At 69.7% G+C, this 16,722-nt stretch carries 15 protein-coding genes; 5 read left to right on the top strand and 10 right to left on the bottom strand.

What is annotated here, in order from left to right:
• The 7 genes from tcuB to AC5DRG_RS41160 form a co-directional block, all read right to left on the bottom strand.
• Positions 1-1,008 (bottom strand): tricarballylate utilization 4Fe-4S protein TcuB, encoded by a 1,008-nt coding sequence (gene tcuB, locus AC5DRG_RS41190; protein ID WP_491804961.1) that lies wholly within the window; start codon positions 1,006-1,008, stop codon positions 1-3.
• Positions 995-2,383: an FAD-dependent tricarballylate dehydrogenase TcuA gene (tcuA, locus tag AC5DRG_RS41185; protein WP_491804960.1), complete on the bottom strand. Its 1,389-nt coding sequence runs from the start codon at positions 2,381-2,383 to the stop codon at positions 995-997. The genes tcuB and tcuA overlap by 14 nt, the downstream gene beginning before the upstream one ends.
• Positions 2,380-3,405 (bottom strand): ABC transporter substrate-binding protein, encoded by a 1,026-nt coding sequence (locus AC5DRG_RS41180; RefSeq protein WP_491804959.1) that lies wholly within the window; start codon positions 3,403-3,405, stop codon positions 2,380-2,382. Before AC5DRG_RS41180 ends, tcuA begins: the two co-directional genes overlap by 4 nt.
• Positions 3,406-3,431: 26 nt before the next feature.
• Positions 3,432-4,343: an ABC transporter permease gene (locus AC5DRG_RS41175; RefSeq protein ID WP_491804958.1), complete on the bottom strand. Its 912-nt coding sequence runs from the start codon at positions 4,341-4,343 to the stop codon at positions 3,432-3,434.
• Complete coding sequence (locus AC5DRG_RS41170; protein ID WP_491804957.1) at positions 4,340-5,101, bottom strand: ABC transporter ATP-binding protein; 762 nt, start codon at positions 5,099-5,101, stop codon at positions 4,340-4,342. Before AC5DRG_RS41170 ends, AC5DRG_RS41175 begins: the two co-directional genes overlap by 4 nt.
• Positions 5,098-6,048 (bottom strand): DUF6282 family protein, encoded by a 951-nt coding sequence (locus AC5DRG_RS41165; RefSeq protein ID WP_491804956.1) that lies wholly within the window; start codon positions 6,046-6,048, stop codon positions 5,098-5,100. Before AC5DRG_RS41165 ends, AC5DRG_RS41170 begins: the two co-directional genes overlap by 4 nt.
• 90 nt (positions 6,049-6,138) lie before the next feature.
• On the bottom strand, positions 6,139-6,807 hold the full coding sequence (locus AC5DRG_RS41160; protein WP_491804955.1) for a GntR family transcriptional regulator: 669 nt from the start codon (positions 6,805-6,807) through the stop codon (positions 6,139-6,141).
• Between the two features lie 92 nt (positions 6,808-6,899).
• On the opposite strand from AC5DRG_RS41160, the gene AC5DRG_RS41155 reads away from it, so the two are divergent.
• On the top strand, positions 6,900-7,703 hold the full coding sequence (locus tag AC5DRG_RS41155; RefSeq protein ID WP_491804954.1) for a DUF1932 domain-containing protein: 804 nt from the start codon (positions 6,900-6,902) through the stop codon (positions 7,701-7,703).
• A 10-nt stretch (positions 7,704-7,713) separates the two neighbouring features.
• Here AC5DRG_RS41155 and AC5DRG_RS41150 read toward each other — a convergent pair whose 3' ends face one another.
• Both AC5DRG_RS41150 and AC5DRG_RS41145 read right to left on the bottom strand, forming a co-directional pair.
• Positions 7,714-8,376: a hypothetical protein gene (locus AC5DRG_RS41150; RefSeq protein WP_491804953.1), complete on the bottom strand. Its 663-nt coding sequence runs from the start codon at positions 8,374-8,376 to the stop codon at positions 7,714-7,716.
• Complete coding sequence (locus AC5DRG_RS41145; protein WP_491804952.1) at positions 8,373-8,774, bottom strand: hypothetical protein; 402 nt, start codon at positions 8,772-8,774, stop codon at positions 8,373-8,375. Before AC5DRG_RS41145 ends, AC5DRG_RS41150 begins: the two co-directional genes overlap by 4 nt.
• A gap of 66 nt (positions 8,775-8,840) precedes the next feature.
• On the opposite strand from AC5DRG_RS41145, the gene AC5DRG_RS41140 reads away from it, so the two are divergent.
• Positions 8,841-12,422, top strand: a complete 3,582-nt coding sequence (locus AC5DRG_RS41140; protein WP_491804951.1) for a CHAT domain-containing protein — start codon at positions 8,841-8,843, stop codon at positions 12,420-12,422.
• A 21-nt stretch (positions 12,423-12,443) separates the two neighbouring features.
• On the opposite strand, the gene AC5DRG_RS41135 is transcribed toward AC5DRG_RS41140, so the two are convergent.
• Positions 12,444-13,475, bottom strand: a complete 1,032-nt coding sequence (locus AC5DRG_RS41135; RefSeq protein ID WP_491804950.1) for a LacI family DNA-binding transcriptional regulator — start codon at positions 13,473-13,475, stop codon at positions 12,444-12,446.
• 87 nt (positions 13,476-13,562) lie between these two features.
• Here AC5DRG_RS41135 and AC5DRG_RS41130 point away from each other — a divergent pair, with 87 nt between their 5' ends.
• Genes AC5DRG_RS41130 through AC5DRG_RS41120 form a run of 3 tightly spaced genes read left to right on the top strand, consistent with a single transcriptional unit; the run spans position 13,563 to position 16,498 of the window.
• Complete coding sequence (locus AC5DRG_RS41130) at positions 13,563-14,426, top strand: ATP-binding cassette domain-containing protein (protein ID WP_491804949.1); 864 nt, start codon at positions 13,563-13,565, stop codon at positions 14,424-14,426.
• Positions 14,423-15,484, top strand: a complete 1,062-nt coding sequence (locus AC5DRG_RS41125; protein ID WP_491804948.1) for an ABC transporter permease — start codon at positions 14,423-14,425, stop codon at positions 15,482-15,484. The genes AC5DRG_RS41130 and AC5DRG_RS41125 overlap by 4 nt, the downstream gene beginning before the upstream one ends.
• 12 nt (positions 15,485-15,496) lie before the next feature.
• Entirely contained in the window at positions 15,497-16,498 is a 1,002-nt protein-coding gene (locus AC5DRG_RS41120) for an ABC transporter substrate-binding protein (protein ID WP_491804947.1), read from the top strand.
• Positions 16,499-16,722: the final 224 nt, after the last annotated feature.

Raw genomic sequence — 16,722 nt, 5'->3', positions numbered from 1 at the left:
TCAGCGCTCCAGGTTGTCGTGGTGGATGGACAGCGTCCGGAAGATCCCGTGGACGAATTTCGTGTACGGCGCGATCCCGAACGCGACGACCACAGCGGCCATGTGCAGGAGAAACACCGGCCCGAAGGCGACGGTCTCGCGCAACAGCAGGGTGAGCATCCCGGAGGCGGCGAGGACGATCAGCGCCCACAGAAAGCCACTGCCCCCGCTCCGCAGCCACAGCCCGCTCCCCCCGACGATCATGGCGATCCCGCCGACGCTGCCGCTGATCACGGGAACGGACAGATAGGCGTACGGCGGATGCGCGCCGAGCACGTTCTGCAGATAGGCCGCCGCCGTGGTCGAGACGACGCAGAGCCCGAAGCCGTACAGCAGCACCAGATGGAATCCGCGCCGGCCGGGCACCTCGCATCCCGCGTCGCCCCCGGTCATGTGCCGCAACTGCACGGCCTGCGTGAACGTCGTCGCCCACACCCGGGGCCTCAGCAGATCGGCGAGCGGGCCGTGGATGTCGCGCCAGTACCGCAGCGCCGCCCACCCGAACATGCCGGCCGCCCACAGGCTCGGTGCCCCGACCGCGATCAGCAGCGGCGTGTGCGGAAGGATCTCGTACGGGTCACCGGGCGTGTCCGCCACCGTGAAGGGGCGGTCGGTGAACAGCCAGGAGAGCAGGGCGAGTACGAGGCATACGACGGCGAAGGCGATGCCCGTCACGAGCCCGCCCGGCGTGCGGTGCGGCCAGATGTAGCGGCGGTACGTGTCCTGACGGACCCCGGCGAAGACGCTCGGCGGATCCACCGCGAACTCGTGCGGCGGGGCGTACATGCACGCGGTCAGGCAGTCGCCGCAGTCGTGGCAGAGGTTGGCGAGGTGGGTAATGTCCTGGAGTTCCAGGGCCGTACGCAGCTCAAGGGCGGGCCAGACGGGGCAGTAACCGGCGCAGTAGCGGCAGGAGTTGCAGATGGTGAGCTGGCGTTCGGCCTCACCGAAGAGGTCATCCAAGGGCATGGCGGGCCGCCTCCCTTCCGGCGATGCGGCCCCATACGGTGCCGATGGTCATGCCGAATCCGGCGAGGTAGCCGGTGGAGAGGATGTTCCCCGACATGATCTCGCCGGCGGCGAAGACGTTGCGGAAGACGCCGCCTTCCGTACGGCGTACCCGGGCCTCGTCGGTGACCGCGACGCCGAGGTAGGTGAAGGTGATCCCGGGGCGCATCGGCACCGCGTAGAACGGTGAAGTGTCAAGGCGTTGGGCCCAGTTGCTCTTCGGCGGGTCGAGATCCGCGGTGGTCCTGCCGTCCGGCTCAGTCATGGTGAAGGCCCGTGCGGGGGCGCCGCCGCGGTCGACCGCCGCGTTGAAGGAGGCGACGGTCTCGGCGACGGCGCGCTTGTCCAGGCCGAGCGTCTCGGCGAGCTCTTCCACGGTCCCCGCCGAGTAACTCCCGTACATCGGCGGCAGAAAGGCCCCCTGGACCTTCGCGTCCCACAGGGCGTAGGCGATCTGGCCGGGTTGCAGGGCGATGTTGCGTCCCCAGATCGCGTACCTCTTGGGCCAGATGTCCTCGCCCTCGTCGTAGAAGCGGCGGCCGTCGCGGTTGACGACGATGCCGAAGGGGATGGAGTCGATGCGGGTGGCGATTCCGCCGTCGTACTTCGGGCTGCGGGCGTCCACCGCGACGGCGTGGAATCCGCGCTCCTCGCCCGCGTGTTGAGCGCCCGCTTCCAGTAACTCCCGCAGCACTCCCCCGTCGTTGTACTTCGGCCCGCGCACGTGGAAGCCTTTGGCCGCCTCGCCCCAATAGCGGCCCAGCCAGGCGAGGTTGGCCTCGAAGCCGCCGCTCGCGCAGATCACGGAGGCGGCGCGGATACGGCGGCCGTCGTCGGTGAGCACGCCGGTGCAGGTCTCGCCCTCGAACTCCAGGCGCGTGACCGTACGGTCGTACTCGATGCTCACCGCCGCCCGTTCGGCGGTCCGGTAGTAGGAGTTGAGCAGTGCCTTGCCGCCGCCCAGGAAGAATCTGTTGGTGCGGGCCAGGTTGAGCGTGCCGGTGAGGGCCTTCTGCCAGTGGGCGCCATGGGCGGCCATCCATTCAGGTGCGTAGGCCGATTGACGGACCGTCAGTTCGGCGAGGCGCTCGTCGCTCGGCCCGTCGCCCACTGAGCACAGGTCCTTCCAGAGCTCGGCGAAGGGATAGGGGCCGGTGGTGAACGCGTCGCCCGTGTCGTGCGCGCAGCGGATGTTGCGGGTGTGCCGGCTGTTGCCGCCGCGGAAGACCACGGGTGCGCGTTCCAGCATCAGCACCCGGGCTCCCGCGTCGGCGGCGGTCAACGCGCTCACGATCGCCGCGTTGCCGCCGCCGATGACCACGACGTCCGGGTTCACGTCTCGCGCAGGTTCGAGGGGACGAGTTGGTCGTAGTCGGGGTCCTTGTCGATGAGGCCGGCGGACTTGTGGAACTCGACCGCGGTGTCGAAGGAGGAGCGCGGGAAGCCGTTCGTCACCGGGATCTCGTCCTTCAGCAGGGGAACCAGTGCGTCCAGGGTCGTGTCGGGCATCCCGCTGCGGTACTCGGCGAGCAACTTCTTGATCTCCGCGGAGTCGTCACCGTGGATGTCCTTCCGCGCCCGGACGAGCGCTCTCTGGAAGGCGGCTATCTCCTTGGACTTCTCCTTCTGGATGCTGGCGGTGGTGAAGAGAACGCCGTGGGAGGCGTGGACCAGGCCGGGGATGTCACCGCGGCACGGGGAGATGTAGGTGGTGCCGACGCCGGTGCCCTCCGCCTGCTGGGCCAGCGGCTGCGCGAAGGAGAGGGCGTCGACCTGGCCGGACTTGAGCGCCCCGAGGGCCGCGCTGGGTTCGCTGCCGAGGTTGACGAGTTCGGCGTCCTTCTTGGCGTCCATGCCGCCCTTGGTGAAGAGGTAGACGACCAGCGCTTCGGTGCCGCTGCCCGGCCCGGTGATGCCGATCTTCTTGCCCTTCAGGGACGCGATCCGCTTCTCCAGCGTGTCGTCGACCGCGGCGCCCTTGAACTTCGTGCCGGTGACGATGTCGATGTAGTACTTGTCGACGAGGTTGGCGACGAGGCGGATGTCGTTCTCGACCGCCGACAGTTTGAAGACGTCGGTCATGACGGAGCCGCCGAGTTCGATGCTGCCGGACTTCAGCGCGGCCGCCACCTTGGAGCCGTTGCCGAGGATCGGCGGGTCGTCGAAGGTGACGCCCTCGTCCTTGAAGTAGCCCTTCTGGGTCGCGATGAACATCGGGAAGAACGCGATCGACGCGCTGACCTGGCCCACGGACAGCTTGCCGACCGCTGTCGAGGCGCCGGACTCCGCGCAGCCCGCGCCGGTCAGGGTGACGGCCCCGGTCGCGAGGATGCCTTTGACGAGTTGCCGACGATTCATGTGCCGACCGTTGATGTGCCGACCGTTCATTTACGGACCTCCAGAGGCTTCCAGCGGTTGGCCCTGCGGTCGAGCACGCCGACGAGCAGGTTCAGGACCGTGGCGATGGTCCCCAGCACCACGAGCGTCGCGAAGACACCGGCCGTGTCGAAGTTGGCGGCCGCGTCGCTGATCAGGTAGCCCAACCCCCGGTTGGACGCGACGAGTTCACCGATCACGGCACCGATCAGCGAGTAGGGGACGGCCACTTTGAGACCGGTGAGCACGCCGGTCATCGAGGCGGGAAGGACCACCTTCCAGACCACGTCACGGCGACGGCCGCCCATCAGCCGGACCGCGTCGATCAGTCCCCGGTCGACCTCGCGCACCCCCACGGCGGTGTTGAGGAAGACCAGGAAGAACACGGTGACGGCCGCGAGCAGCACCTTCATCTGCATACCGATGCCGAACCAGACGATGAACAGCGGTGCGAGCGCCACCTTCGGCAGCGAGTACAGCGCCACCATGAACGGGTCGACCACCCGGTAGAAGGTCGGCAGGGACGCGAGGACGAACCCCGTGAGGGCCCCGGCCGAGGCACCGAACGTGAACCCGAGGATGACTTCCTTGAGGGTGACCCAGGTGTTGGACCAGAGCAGTCCGTCCCGGTGGTAGTCGGCCAGCCGGTGCACGACGTCCAGCGGCCGGCTGGTGAAGGTGATGTCGAACAGACGGCCCGCGGACAGCTCCCAGGCGACCAGCATCACCACGACGAAGAGCAGCCGGCCGACCCAGATGACCACCTTGCCGCGGTGCTTCTCCCACCAACCGCGGTTGAGCGGGACGGTGACCGACTGACCGGTGTTCTTCTCGACGCCCACCGGCTTCGCGGTCTCTTCCGTCTCTTCCGTCTCTGCCGTCTCTTCGGTCCCTTCGGTCTCTTCATCGACCGTCTTCATCGCGCCTCCCGCAGCGCCGCCGACATCTCCTTGTGCAGGCTGACGAAGTGCGGATCCACCCGCAGTTCGTCTGCGTCGCGGGGCCTGGGCAGGTCGATCACCTTGTCCAGGACCACGCGACCGATCCGGCCGAGCACCACGACCCGGTCGCCGAGCAGCAGCGCCTCCTCGATGTCGTGCGTCACGAACACCACGGTCTGTCCGCTGCCCTGCCACAGCCGCAGCAACTCGGCCTGGAGTTCGGAGCGGAGCTGCGCGTCGAGTGCGCCGAACGGCTCGTCGAGCAACAGCACTTCCGGCTCGCCGGCGAGCATCCGGGCCAGGCTCGCCCGGCGCCGCATGCCGCCGGACAGTTCGCGCGGATAGTGGCGCTCGAAGCCGGTGAGGCCGACGCGCTCGATGAGGTCCACCGCGCGTTTGCGCCGTTCCTTCGACTGGACGCCCTGGATCTCCATCGGCATCTCGACGTTGCGGACGACGTCGCGCCAGGGCATGAGGGTGTCGGACTGGGTCATGTAGCCGACCTCGGTACGCGGACCGGACACCGGCTGGTCCCGGTACGTCACGACGCCCGAAGTGGGCCGCATCAGCCCGGACATCATGTTCAGCATGGTCGACTTGCCGCAGCCGCTGCGGCCGAGGACGGTGACGAAGCAGCCCTCCTCGATCCCGAGGCTCAGGTCGCGCAACGCGACGATGCCCATGTCGTCCTTGACGAACTGCTTGGTCAGCCGCCGGATCTCCAGGACGCCGCTCATGGCTGCGACCGGTCCTTCGTCGCCCCGGCGAGCCAGCGGGTGTTGTCCACGGCCATGGTCCGTATCTCCGGCTCGGTGAAGCCCGCGGCGAGCAACCGTTCGGCCAGGAGCGCCAGTCCGTCCTCCACGGGCGGGTTGAAGGGCTGTCCGAGATCGCTGGAGAGCACGGAGTGGTCGGGGCCGACCGCCCTGATGTTCTCCAGCCACAGCTCCCAACCGACCTTGCCGGTATAGGGGGTGGTGAAGCAGCGTTCGAGCAGGGCGCCCCGGGCGGCGAGCGCGCGCTGGCGTTCCACGCCCACCCGCTGGGAGGTGAATTCCGGGTGGGTGACGACGATCCGGCGTACGCCCTCCTCGACCGCGGTGTCCACGACGGCGGCGATCTCGTCGGCATGGAGATGGCCGGTGGCGAGCGTCATGTCGTGGGCCGCGATCACCCGGAGGACCTGCCGGGTGATCTCCAATACCTTGCCGTCCGGCCCGACGACGTCCACCGGGTCGGCCGTCATGCCGGCGTCCCGCAGCTCGTTCTGGAGCTGGACCCACATCGGCGGTGTGGCGCCTTCGGGACTACTCGCCGTACAGGCACGCTCGTTGGCGCTGTCCACGGTCGGCAGCCAGACGAACTGTGCCCCGCCGCGGGCGGCGATCTCCACGGCGATCGGGTTCATCCCGCCCACCGAGCCGTTGAGGGTGATGGCTCCGACCGCGCCGAAGCCGGGGACGGCGGTGCGGACCACCTCGGCCCGTTCCGCCGTGGGCACGTAGTGCGACTTGAGTACGAAACCGGTGAGGCCGACCTCCAAAAAGCGGGACGCGAGACTCAGATCGTCGATGCGGCGCTTCATCAGGTCGGGTGCGATGTGCGTATGGATGTCGTAGGCCCCCGCGACGAGTTCGCGGGCATGATCCGACGGGGTCGGATGCGTGGCTGCTCGGTCGGCCATATTGCCTCCCTGTTGCCAATTTAGTGAGCCAGATTGTTAACAATCACTGAGGGGGCGTCAATGGTTCGCGCAGAAAGTGTTCCTGTGCGTCTACGGCGCGCCGAAGGCCGAGGCGTTCGTGCCTCGAAGGGCGTGGATCACGCTCCCGAGGTGGTGCCGGGCGGCCCGTTCCGCGGCGACGGGGTCGCGGCCGCAGATGGCGTCGATGATCGCGAGATGCTCGGGCAGCGAGGTGGACGGTCGGCCCGGCTGCATGGCGAGCCGGAACTGATGCCGGACGGACTGGCCGCGCAGCCGCTCGATCACTCCCCCGGCCGTGTGCTGCCCGCTCATCTCCAGCATCCGCCGGTGCAGCCGGTTGTTGAGCTGCGAGTACGTCATCACCGCCCCGGCGTCCACCGCCGCGGCCATCTGCTCGCGGATCTCGCGCAGTTCGGCGATCTCCGCCTCGGTCACCCGCTCCGCGGCCTTGGCCGCGCAAAGCCCCTCGACGACCATCCGGACCTCGGTGATCTCGATCGCCTCGGACAGCGAGACCGCGCGCACCCGGGCGCCCCGGTGGGGGACGCGCTCCACCAGCCCCTCGTTGCCCAGTTGGAGCAGCGCCGAACGTACGGCTCCGCGGCTGACCGCGAACCGCTCCGACAGATCAGCCTCCACAAGCCGTTGGTCCGGTACGTAGTCCCCGCTCACGATCGCCGCACGGATGGCCTCCACGACCGAACCGGACTGGGGCGGGACTTTGCGCGTGTCCGACACGTGATCCCCCTCTTCCCTTGCGGAATGCCCGACTGGCAACAATATTGTTATCAATTTCGTGTCGGGAAGAGCCGGGAAGAGGAGCAACACCCGTGGGTTCCACCACCGTTGAGGGCTTGCGCATCGCCGTACTCGGGCTGGGAGAGGCGGGTGGCGCCATCGCCGTCGACCTGGTCGCCGCGGGCGCACACGTACGGGGCTACGATCCTCGGCTTCCGGCACCGCCCGGCGTGGTGGACACCGGCAGCGAGGCGGAGGCCGCCACGGGCAGCGACCTCGTCCTCAGCGTCAACAGCGCCTCGGACGCCGAGGGCGCCCTCCGCGCGGGCCTCGCCGGCACGTCCACCGACTGCCTGTGGGCCGACCTCAACACCGCTTCCCCCGCACTGAAGCGACAGCTCGGCCGGATCGCCGGGGAAACCGGCATCGGCTTCGCCGACGTGTCGCTGATGGCGACGGTCCCCGGGAGGGGGTTGCGGACGCCGATGCTCGTCTCCGGACCGGGGGCGGGGAGCTACGCCGCACTACTCCAACCCCTGGGCGCGGAGGTGGAGTTGCTCGACGGACCGGCCGGCCTCGCAGCCGAACGCAAGCTGCTGCGCAGCGTGTTCTACAAGGGCCTGGCAGCCGCGACCGTCGAAGCCCTCGACGCGGCACGGGCCGCCGGCTGCGAGGAATGGCTGCGCGAGATCATCGCCGAGGAGCTCACCCGGGCGAACTCCGCCACCCTGGACCGCCTCGTCGAGGGCAGCCACCAGCACGCCGTACGCCGAACCGTCGAAATGCGGGCCGCCGCCGAGATGCTGGACGACCTCGATGTGCCACCGCTGATCGCGACGGCGAGCGGGGATCTGCTGCAGCGGCTGGCCAACAGCTCGTACCGTGGGGCGCGTTGAGGCATTTCGGTCAGGGGCAGGTCTTGACCACCTTCATGTTGGTCACCTCGGTCAGCGGAACGACGGCGGGTTCATGGCTGCCCGTCACCTTCAGCCGGACGAATCCACCGTCCGCGGATTCCAGGGCGCCGCAACTCGACCGGCCCTGGTGGCTGACCTTGAGGTAGGCGGGTGGACCGGCCTCGTCGGCAGGCTTCCCAGGGGCCCACCAGGTGACCACGATGCCGGACAGCAGCAGGGCCAGCGCGAGCGCGACGAGGTACTGTGCGCGCCGCACCCGCGTGGCGGCCGCGTTGGCCAGGGCGATCCTGTACGCCGCGACCGACAGATGCGTACGGTGAATGTCTGCCAGGGTCGTGGTTCTCGGCCGGGTACCCGCCTGCGCCGCCAGCGCCTGCCACAGTCCGATCACCGCGGCGAGCAGTCCACCGCCGATGAGCACGGTGAGCGCGACGCGCCATCCGGTGGTCAGATCGCTCGTGGTGTCGCGCCCTTTGATCACGATGCCCGTGGTGACCAGGGTGATGAAGGCGGAGAGGCCGTTCCGCCATGTCTCGGCGCTGGTCCGGACGGAGTCCAGGGAGGCGGCCGACATGGTGGCGAAGGCGTCCCGCTCGGCGAGGTCGAAGGCCGAGGGACCGCGGGCCGGCCGCCGCGGCCGGTACCCGGTCATGACGCCTCCTGAGAGGTGGCGGGTGTGTCGTCGGCCACCAGCTCCACTCGGAAGCTGACCCCGCATCCGGTCGTCCCCTCGGGTGCGCCGGTGTGAGTGTGGCCGCAGCCGCACGTGACGTCCACCTCCACCTCGTGAGGTGCCATGGCACCGGGTGACCGGCTCGTCTCTCCCCTGTTCAGGCCGAAGTCGCCTACCGCTGTGGGGACTTGCCTGTCGTCGAGGAAGCCTTCGCAGCGCGGGCAGCTGCCCCACACCCGGGTGCCGAGCACACCGTCCACGACGGTCACCTCCGCCCGCAGCAGGCCTTGCTCCAGCAGGTCGTAGGCTCGCTCGGTCCAGCTGAAGTCCCAGGTGGGTTCCCAGGGTTCATCTGTACGGTGCTCAGGTGCCGGCATCCTCGCGCTCGCTTCCCTCTGTCTCGCACGTGTCGGGTGCGGTCGACGCGCCGGTAGAGTAGGCAGGTGCGCGACCGTCTCATCACAGCGCTTACCGACCGTGTGACGCAATTCCGCGAACAGGGTGATGAATCACTCCTGTTCGGCGAAGAGGCGGCCGAACAGGCAGCCGGACTGAGGGAGTTCCTCGTGCGGGAGGACGCATCGGACAGAGGTGCCGTCTCCGTCGAGGTACTGGACGCGCTCGCCGCCTTCCACCTGACACGTCATCAAGCCAGGCCTGGAGCAGACGGGTTCGCCGACTACGGCAGTGTGCTGCGGCTTCTGCTGCTTCGGTGCCGGATTCATTCCGAGGACGTACCCGAGTCCCTCCATACGGCGGCCCAAGACGCCAACCGGCTGGCTCGCGAAGCCCATACCGAAGCCCTGCGACTGCTCAGGGAGCACCAACGGACCGGGGCGGCCGAGCCCTTGGACAAGTCCGTGGGCCACTTTCGCATCGCACTCGGGCTGGGGCTGGGCGGAGAGGACGTACCCGGGCTGCCCTTGTCCCACCTCTCCGGGGCTCTGATGCAGCGCTACACCCTCGGCCGCCGGCTCGCCGACCTCGACGAGGCGATCGAGCTGCGCGAGGAATCGATCAAGGTGACGGACACGGACAATCCCGAACTGCCCCGTCGGCTCACGCTGCTGTCGCTGCTGCTGGGGATGCGCTACAAGCGCACCGGGCAACGAGCGGATCTGGAAAGGGCCGTCTCGGTGGGACGGGACGGGGTGACCGCGACGCCGCTCGACAGCCACGCCCGCCCGCGTCGCCTGCGGCAGCTGGCAGGCCAACTCCATAGCCGGTACGAGTACACCTATGACCTCGCCGACCTCGAAGAGGCGGTCGGCCACGCCAAGGAGGCGGTAGCGACCGCGCGGCCCGACGACCCCGACCGGATGGATTACGCGGCCGGTCTCACGCAACGGATGAAAGCCCGCTACGACCGACTGGGCGACCCGGCCGACCTCGACATGCCCGTCGAGGTGCTGCGCTCCCTGCTGGCCACGGCACCCGAAGCCCTGCGCCCCACGGCCCAGACACAACTCGCCGCGGCCCTGCACAGCAGGCACGAACGCACCGGCGATCTCGCGGATCTGGAAAGTCTCATCGACCTGGAGCGCCAGGCCCTGGAGGCCACCGCCCCGAGCGATCCCGACCGAGGGCGCAGGCTGGCCAACCACTCCATCTCGTACCGCTTCCGCTCCGAGCGGCTGAACTCCCCGGAGGACCTGGAGGAGGCGATCCGGCTGGGGACCGAGGCCGTGTCGGTCCGGGCCGACTACCCGTTCGCCCTGTACCACCTCGGTCAGGCCTTCCTCATCAGGTACCGCCGCACCTTCGAGCGAGCCGACCTGGACCGCGCGATCCAGCTGGGGACCAAGGCCATCGACGCCTACCCTGACGTCTCCCCCAGTACCGATCGGGCCGTTGCCATGGCCTATCTCGCCGAGGCGTTGGAGACACGCCTGCTCGACGACGAGGATCAGGCGGACCTGGACGAAGCGGTCGAGTGGCGGCGAAAGGCAGCGGCGACGATCCCGCGCAGCCACTCCAATTACGGAGCCTATCCGTCCATGCTCAGCGACGTGCTCCTCCGCCGTCACCGGGAGACGCAGTCTCCCGCGGACCTTGAGGAGGCGATCCGGACCGCCGAAGAGGCGGTCACGGTCACTCCCCGCACCCACCGTACGTACCGTGCGCTCATCACCACTCTCGCCTCGGCCCTGGCCGCCAGGCACAGCTCCCGTCCGGACGCTCTCGACCGCCCCGTGGCGCTTGTCCGGGAGGCCGCGTCCCTGGCTCAGGGCGACGACGACATCTACATCGCCCGGGCCCGGCGGCGGCTCGGCGACATGCTCCGGCGTCGATACCAACACCGCGACGACCCCGCGGACCTGCGTGAGGCCATCGACTGCTGGCGCAGCGTCGACGACGTGCCGGGCGCCGCGTTGGATGACCGCTTGGCGTCGTGGGAAGCGTGCGGGACAGCGGGGGTGGCACTCGGCGACCACGCACTGGCCGCCGAGGCATTCGACCGGGCGGTGCTTCTCCTGCCCCAGCTGGCCTGGCACGGACTGCCCAGGGAGACGCGCGAGAAGCACCTGGCCGACTGGTCCGGCCTGGCTTCGGCCGCCGCCACCAGCCACGTCCTGGCCGGCGCCCCGGAACGCGCCCTGGAGATCCTGGAACAGGGCCGGACCATCATCCGCAACCAGATGCTCCACATCCGCGGTGACCTGTCCCGGCTCGCCGAGCGGGAGCCGGCCCTGGCGGCCGCGCTGCAGGGGGTGCGCGATCGGCTCGACGCGCAGGGACCCGCCTCGGGCATCGGCCCGCCGGACCTGCCCGCCGAGAACCTGCTCGCCCCGCTGGGCCGGGAGCAACGGGCACGGGAGCGAGCGGCGCTGTACCGGGAGTGGGACGAACTGCTCGCGAAGGCACGCGGGTTGGAGGGTTTCGAGTACTTCCTGGCTCCCGTGCCGTACGAGGAACTGCGGGCCGCCGCCGCACACGGACCGGTGGTCGTGGTCAACGTGAGCACGACCGGTCATGCCTTGGTGATCCGGGACGCGACCGGGCCCGTGGAGGTCGTCGCACTGCCCGATGTGACGGTTTCCGACGTGGCGGAGCGGGCCATGGCCCTGCTCAACGTATTGATCGCCGGCGATCGGCGACAGCGGCCCTTCCTTCGCCGCGAGCGCGACCGGCACACGGTCCACGACGTCCTGGAGTGGTTGTGGGACCGGATCGCGGAACCCGTCCTGGACCACCTCGGTCTCGCGGCCTGCCCCGACGGCGAGATGCCGCGCCTGTGGTGGTGCCCCACAGGTCTGCTCACGCTCCTTCCGCTGCACGCCGCCGGCCGGTATCCCCGCCACCGAGTCCCGGCGGGGACGGCGGGTGAGGCTCAGGCCCACTCGGTGCCGGGCCGGGTCGTCTCCTCGTACATTCCGACGCTCACGGCGTTGCGCCGCGCCCGTGAGAACGGCGCGGGCGGGGGTGACTTCGGCGGGCTGCTGGCCGTGGCCATGCCGAGGACTCCCGGCCTGCCGTCGCTGCCGGGAGTGGAGCGGGAGTGCGAGGAACTGTTCGCCCACTTCCCGCCGGACATGAGCGGGCTGCTCGTCGGGCCGGAGGCGACACGCGAGCAGGTGCGGCGCGGGCTGCACGAGAATTCCTGGGTGCACTTCGCCTGCCATGCGGAGCAGGACTTCAACGCCCCCTCACAGAGCGCCTTCGTGCTGCACGACGACCGGCTCACCACGGCGGAGCTCTTCGAGCTGGATCTGCCGCACGCCGAACTCGCCTATCTGTCGGCCTGTGAGACGGCAAGTGGCGGGGGCGGCATGCCCGACGAGGCCATCCATCTCGCCTCGACCATGCAACTGGCCGGGTACCGGCACGTCATCGCCACGCTGTGGAGCATCCAGGACGGCTCGGCGCCCGACGTGGCCGCTCGGTTCTATGCCGCGCTCACCCGCACCGGCCGCCCGGACGCCACCGACGCCGCCCGGGCACTGCACAGCGCGGTGGCCGAGCAGCGCGCCCAGGATCCGACGGACCCCCTGCGCTGGGCGGCGTATCTGCACGTGGGCCCCTGAGGTCCGCGCGACTGGCTCCGGTCAACGCCCACGGGACGCGTACGGCCCCGCCACCTCCCCCGACCCCCGCGCGATCAGCTCGGTCGGCATGACCACCGTACGGGGTGGCGACATGTCCCCGTGGATGCGGGCGAACAGGAGATGCGCGGCGCTCGTCGCGAGGGCGACCGGGTTCTGGGCGATGACGGTGACCGGCGGTGTCAGCCGGCCGGCGAGGGCGAAGTCGTCGAAGCCGAGGAACGCGACGCCGGGAGGCAGGACGGTCAGCGCGCCGAACGCGAGGACTTCGTTGGCGGCCAGTATCGCGGTGGGGGGCTCCGACAAGGAGAGGATCCTGGTGACGGCCGCGGCGGCGTCCGGACCCGACCTCAGTCCGTGCCGGGCGAGCGCCGGGTCCGCGTCGATGCCCTCGGCCGCCAGCGCGGCCAGATAGCCCCGGTGGCGTTCGCCGAAGGTCCAGATCTCCCGCTTGTCGCCGAGGTAGCCGATGCGGTGGTGGCCGTGGGCGACCAGGTGGTGGACGGCCTCCTTCACCGCGCCGAAGTTGTCCACCACCACGGCGTCCACGTCCAGACCGGGTGCCGCCCGGTCCACGCACACGATCTTGGTCCCTCGCGCCTGCGCCGGGCGCAGGAAGCGGTGGCTGCCCGCGGCCGGGACGAGGATCAGCCCGTCGACACGGCGGGCGGTGAAGGCGGCGATGACCTCCCGTTCCCGGCGCAGGTCGGCGCGGCTGGAGCCGATGAGCACCATGCTGCCGCGCTGGCGGGCGACGTCCTCCGCGGCGGAGGCGACGGCGGCCATGAAGGGGTCGGCGACGTTGTCGACCATCAGCCCGATGGTCTGGCTGGGCTGATCGGTACGACGCAACTGCCGGGCCACGTCGTCGCGTTGGTAGCGCAGTTTGCGGACTGCGGCCTCCACCCGGGCGGCGGTGCGCGGCGCGACGCCCACGGCGCCGTTGACGACCCGGGACACCGTCATCACGCTGACGCCCGCCTCCGCGGCCACGTCCTTCATCCTGGGCCGCGCGACCACGCCGCGTCCGCCCAACTTCCCGTTCGTACCTGACCCTTGACGCCCACTCACGGGCCTCCCAGAATCGACGAGCTGTTAACGATACCAACCAGAAGGCACCACATGGCCTCTGCAAGGGAACCACTGCTCACGGCACATGGCGTGGTCAAGCGTTTCGGCCACGTCCAGGCGCTCCAGGGCGCCGACTTCACGGCGTACCCAGGAGAGGTCGTAGCGCTGATCGGCGACAACGGCGCCGGCAAGTCCACTTTGGTGAACGTACTTTCAGGCGTGCTGGCCCCTGACGGCGGCGAAGTCCGCCTGGACGGGGCGCCGGTCCGGTTCAGCGGGCCGATGGACGCGCAGAGCCACGGAGTCGAGACCGTCTACCAGGACTTGTCGCTGGCGCCCGATCTGGACGCGGCGGCCAATCTGTATCTCGGCAGGGAACTGCTGCGCGGTGGTCTGCTCGGTCGGCTGGGCGTCCTGGACCGGCCCGCGATGCGCCGGCGGGCGGTCAAGGCTTTCGGTGAACTCGGCGTCGAACTCAAGGACGTGACGGCTCCTGTGACAACGTTGTCGGGAGGGCAGCGGCAGTCCGTGGCCGTGGCACGCGCGGTCGCGTTCGCCAACAAGGTCATCTTCATGGACGAGCCAACCGCCGCGCTGGGTGTCGTGCAGCGCGCCCGCGTCCTGGACACCGTGCGCAGGGTCGCGGAGCGGGGCATCTGCGTGGTGCTGATCAGCCACAACATGCCCGAGGTGCTGTCGGTGGCGGACCGGGTCGAGGTGCTGCGGCTGGGCCGCCGGGTCGCCTCGTTCGCCGCGGCCGGCACCACGATCGAGGAACTCGTCGGGGCCATGACCGGATCGCTGGACGAGCCCGCGCGGAACGGGAACTCCGGTCCGGCCGGGGCGACTCCGTCCGGTGCGACTTCGTCCGGTGCGAACCCGTCCGGTACGACGGAAGCGGAGGACGGCCGATGAGCGCCGAGAGCCAGGAGATACAGCCGGCCGCCCGAGTGCAGGATCCGCCCCCGTCCGACGGCGGACGATTCACGCCGCCCCCGTGGCTGCGGCGGGCCGCCTCGATCAGCGAACTGTGGACGTTCGTGATCCTCGCGGCGCTGGTCGCGTTCTTCACGGTCGCCGCCCCCGGCAAGTTCTTCACCACCTACAACCTCACGCAGATCGCCGTCAACGCGGCCATCTACGTGGTCCTCGGCGTCGGCATGACGTTCGTGATCATCACCGCGGGCATCGACCTGTCCATCGGCTCGGTCCTGGTCCTGGCCGCGGTGGCCTCGGGCGAGTACAACATCCACCACGGCGGGCCCGCCGCCGGCTGGGGCACGGTCGCGGTCTGTGTCGTCATCGCCCTTGCCGTCGGCACCGCTTGGGGCGCGTTGCAGGGAGCGGTGGTGGCGACCGGGAAGGTGCCCCCGCTGATCGTGACGCTCGGCGGTCTGGGCGCGGCGCTGGGGATCGCCGAACTCGTCACCGGCGGACAGGATCCGGCCGGTGCGGCCGCCGTCCATCTCCAGAACAGCCTGGGCTTCGGCAAGTTGCTCGGCATCCCGTGGATGGTGATCCTCGCCGCGGTGGTCGCCGCCCTGTTCGGCGCGTTCCTCGGCGGCACGAGGTTCGGCACCCACACCCTGGCGATCGGCTCCAACCCGACGGCCGTACGGCGTGCGGGCATTCCGGTGGGGCGGCACCTGATCAAGGTGTACGGGCTGATGGGCCTGCTCGCCGGACTGGGCGCGGTGATGTGGCTGGCCTCCTACGGGACGACGTCCATCGCCGGGCACTCCACCGACAACCTGAAAGTGATCACCGCGGTGGTCCTGGGCGGTACCAGCCTGTTCGGCGGGCGCGGTTCGGTGCTTGGCACCGTGATCGGCGTGTTCATCCCCGCCGTGCTCACGACCGGGCTGATCGTCATCGGCGTCCAGCAGTACTGGCAGGACGTCGCGGTGGGCGTCGTGCTGGTCGCGGCCGTCTACATCGACCAGATGCGCAGGAAGACCCGAGACCAACTCTGAGGAGAATCCCTTATGTTGAGCATCCGCAGCACTCGCAGGGTCCTGGTCGCGGCGGGCTCCGTGCTGGCCCTCGTCTCCGCCGCCGCATGTGGTTCGTCGAGCGACGACGGGAGTTCGGGGTCGGCGGGAGGCGCCGCCGACAAGAAGGTCACACTGATCACCGGTGTGAAGAGCGACCCCTTCTACATCACGATGGCCTGCGCCGCGCAGACCGAGGCCAAGGCCAAGGGCATCGACCTGACCGTCGACGGTTCCGCGCAGTGGGACGTGTCCGTCCAGCGCCCGCTCCTGGACTCCGTGGCGGCGACCCGGCCCGACGGGCTGCTGATCTCGCCGGTCGACACCAGCGCGCTCACCCCGTCGCTCAAGCAGATCCAGTCGGCCGGCACCAAGGTGGGGCTGGTGGACACCACGGTCACCGACACCTCGATCGGCATCACGCGCATCTCCTCCGACAACGAGAAGGGCGGCCGCGTGGCCGCCGACGCGCTCGCCAAGCTGATGAACGAGAAGGGCTCGGCCATCGTGATCAGCGTCAAGCCGGGCATCTCCACCACCGACGCCCGCATCAAGGGCTTCACCGAGGAGATGGCCAAGTACCCCGACATCACGCTGCTTCCGACCCTCTACGACAACGACCTGCCGGCCACGGCCGCCGCACAGATCCAGTCGACGCTGGCGGCCCACCCCGACCTGGGAGGCGTCTTCGCGGGCAACACCAACACCGGCAAGGGCATCGCCACCGGCCTCAAGCAGGCCGGAAAACAGGGCACCGTGAAGGTCGCCGCCTTCGACGCCGAACCCGACGAGGTCGCCGCGCTCAAGGCGGGCACCCTGCAGATCCTGGTCGCCCAGGACCCGGCGGCGATCGGCAAGGAAGGCGTCGACCAACTCGCCGCCGCCTTCGAGGGCAAGACGGTCACCAAGTCGGTCGGCACCGACATGGTCGCCATCACCAAGGACAACATGGACGACCCCGAGGTCAGCAAGTACTTCTACAAGTCGGCCTGCTGACCGGCGGGTTCCGTCAGCCGGAGGGCCTCTACCATCACAAGCCCTCCCCGGCGCCGGAAAGACCCCCGTGCTCTCCGGCGCCCGGGAGCCTCCCGCGCTCCCCCGTGGTCGGGCGGTCCCGGTGCCCCCCGGCACCGTCGCGTCATGGCGCTCCCCCGCGCTCATGACGCGACCGCCTTCCCATCAAGGTGGAGCGCGGCGACCTGATCCTGATACACGTCCTG

It is taken from the genome of Streptomyces sp. JLBG701 (assembly GCF_058544905.1).
Note: the sequence above shows the minus strand (reverse complement) of the source record. Positions and strands in the feature narration are given on the sequence as shown.

Bases quoted from the DNA above. Each gene is read 5' to 3' on its own strand.
- AC5DRG_RS41120 (WP_491804947.1), top strand. From the start codon at position 15,497: ATGTTGAGCATCCGCAGCACTCGCAGGGTCCTGGTCGCGGCGGGCTCC.
- AC5DRG_RS41150 (WP_491804953.1), bottom strand. From the start codon at position 8,376: ATGACCGGGTACCGGCCGCGGCGGCCGGCCCGCGGTCCCTCGGCCTTC.
- AC5DRG_RS41170 (WP_491804957.1), bottom strand. From the start codon at position 5,101: ATGAGCGGCGTCCTGGAGATCCGGCGGCTGACCAAGCAGTTCGTCAAG.
- AC5DRG_RS41165 (WP_491804956.1), bottom strand. From the start codon at position 6,048: ATGGCCGACCGAGCAGCCACGCATCCGACCCCGTCGGATCATGCCCGC.
- tcuB (WP_491804961.1), bottom strand. From the start codon at position 1,008: ATGCCCTTGGATGACCTCTTCGGTGAGGCCGAACGCCAGCTCACCATC.
- AC5DRG_RS41130 (WP_491804949.1), top strand. From the start codon at position 13,563: ATGGCCTCTGCAAGGGAACCACTGCTCACGGCACATGGCGTGGTCAAG.
- AC5DRG_RS41125 (WP_491804948.1), top strand. From the start codon at position 14,423: ATGAGCGCCGAGAGCCAGGAGATACAGCCGGCCGCCCGAGTGCAGGAT.
- AC5DRG_RS41175 (WP_491804958.1), bottom strand. From the start codon at position 4,343: ATGAAGACGGTCGATGAAGAGACCGAAGGGACCGAAGAGACGGCAGAG.
- AC5DRG_RS41180 (WP_491804959.1), bottom strand. From the start codon at position 3,405: ATGAATCGTCGGCAACTCGTCAAAGGCATCCTCGCGACCGGGGCCGTC.
- AC5DRG_RS41145 (WP_491804952.1), bottom strand. From the start codon at position 8,774: ATGCCGGCACCTGAGCACCGTACAGATGAACCCTGGGAACCCACCTGG.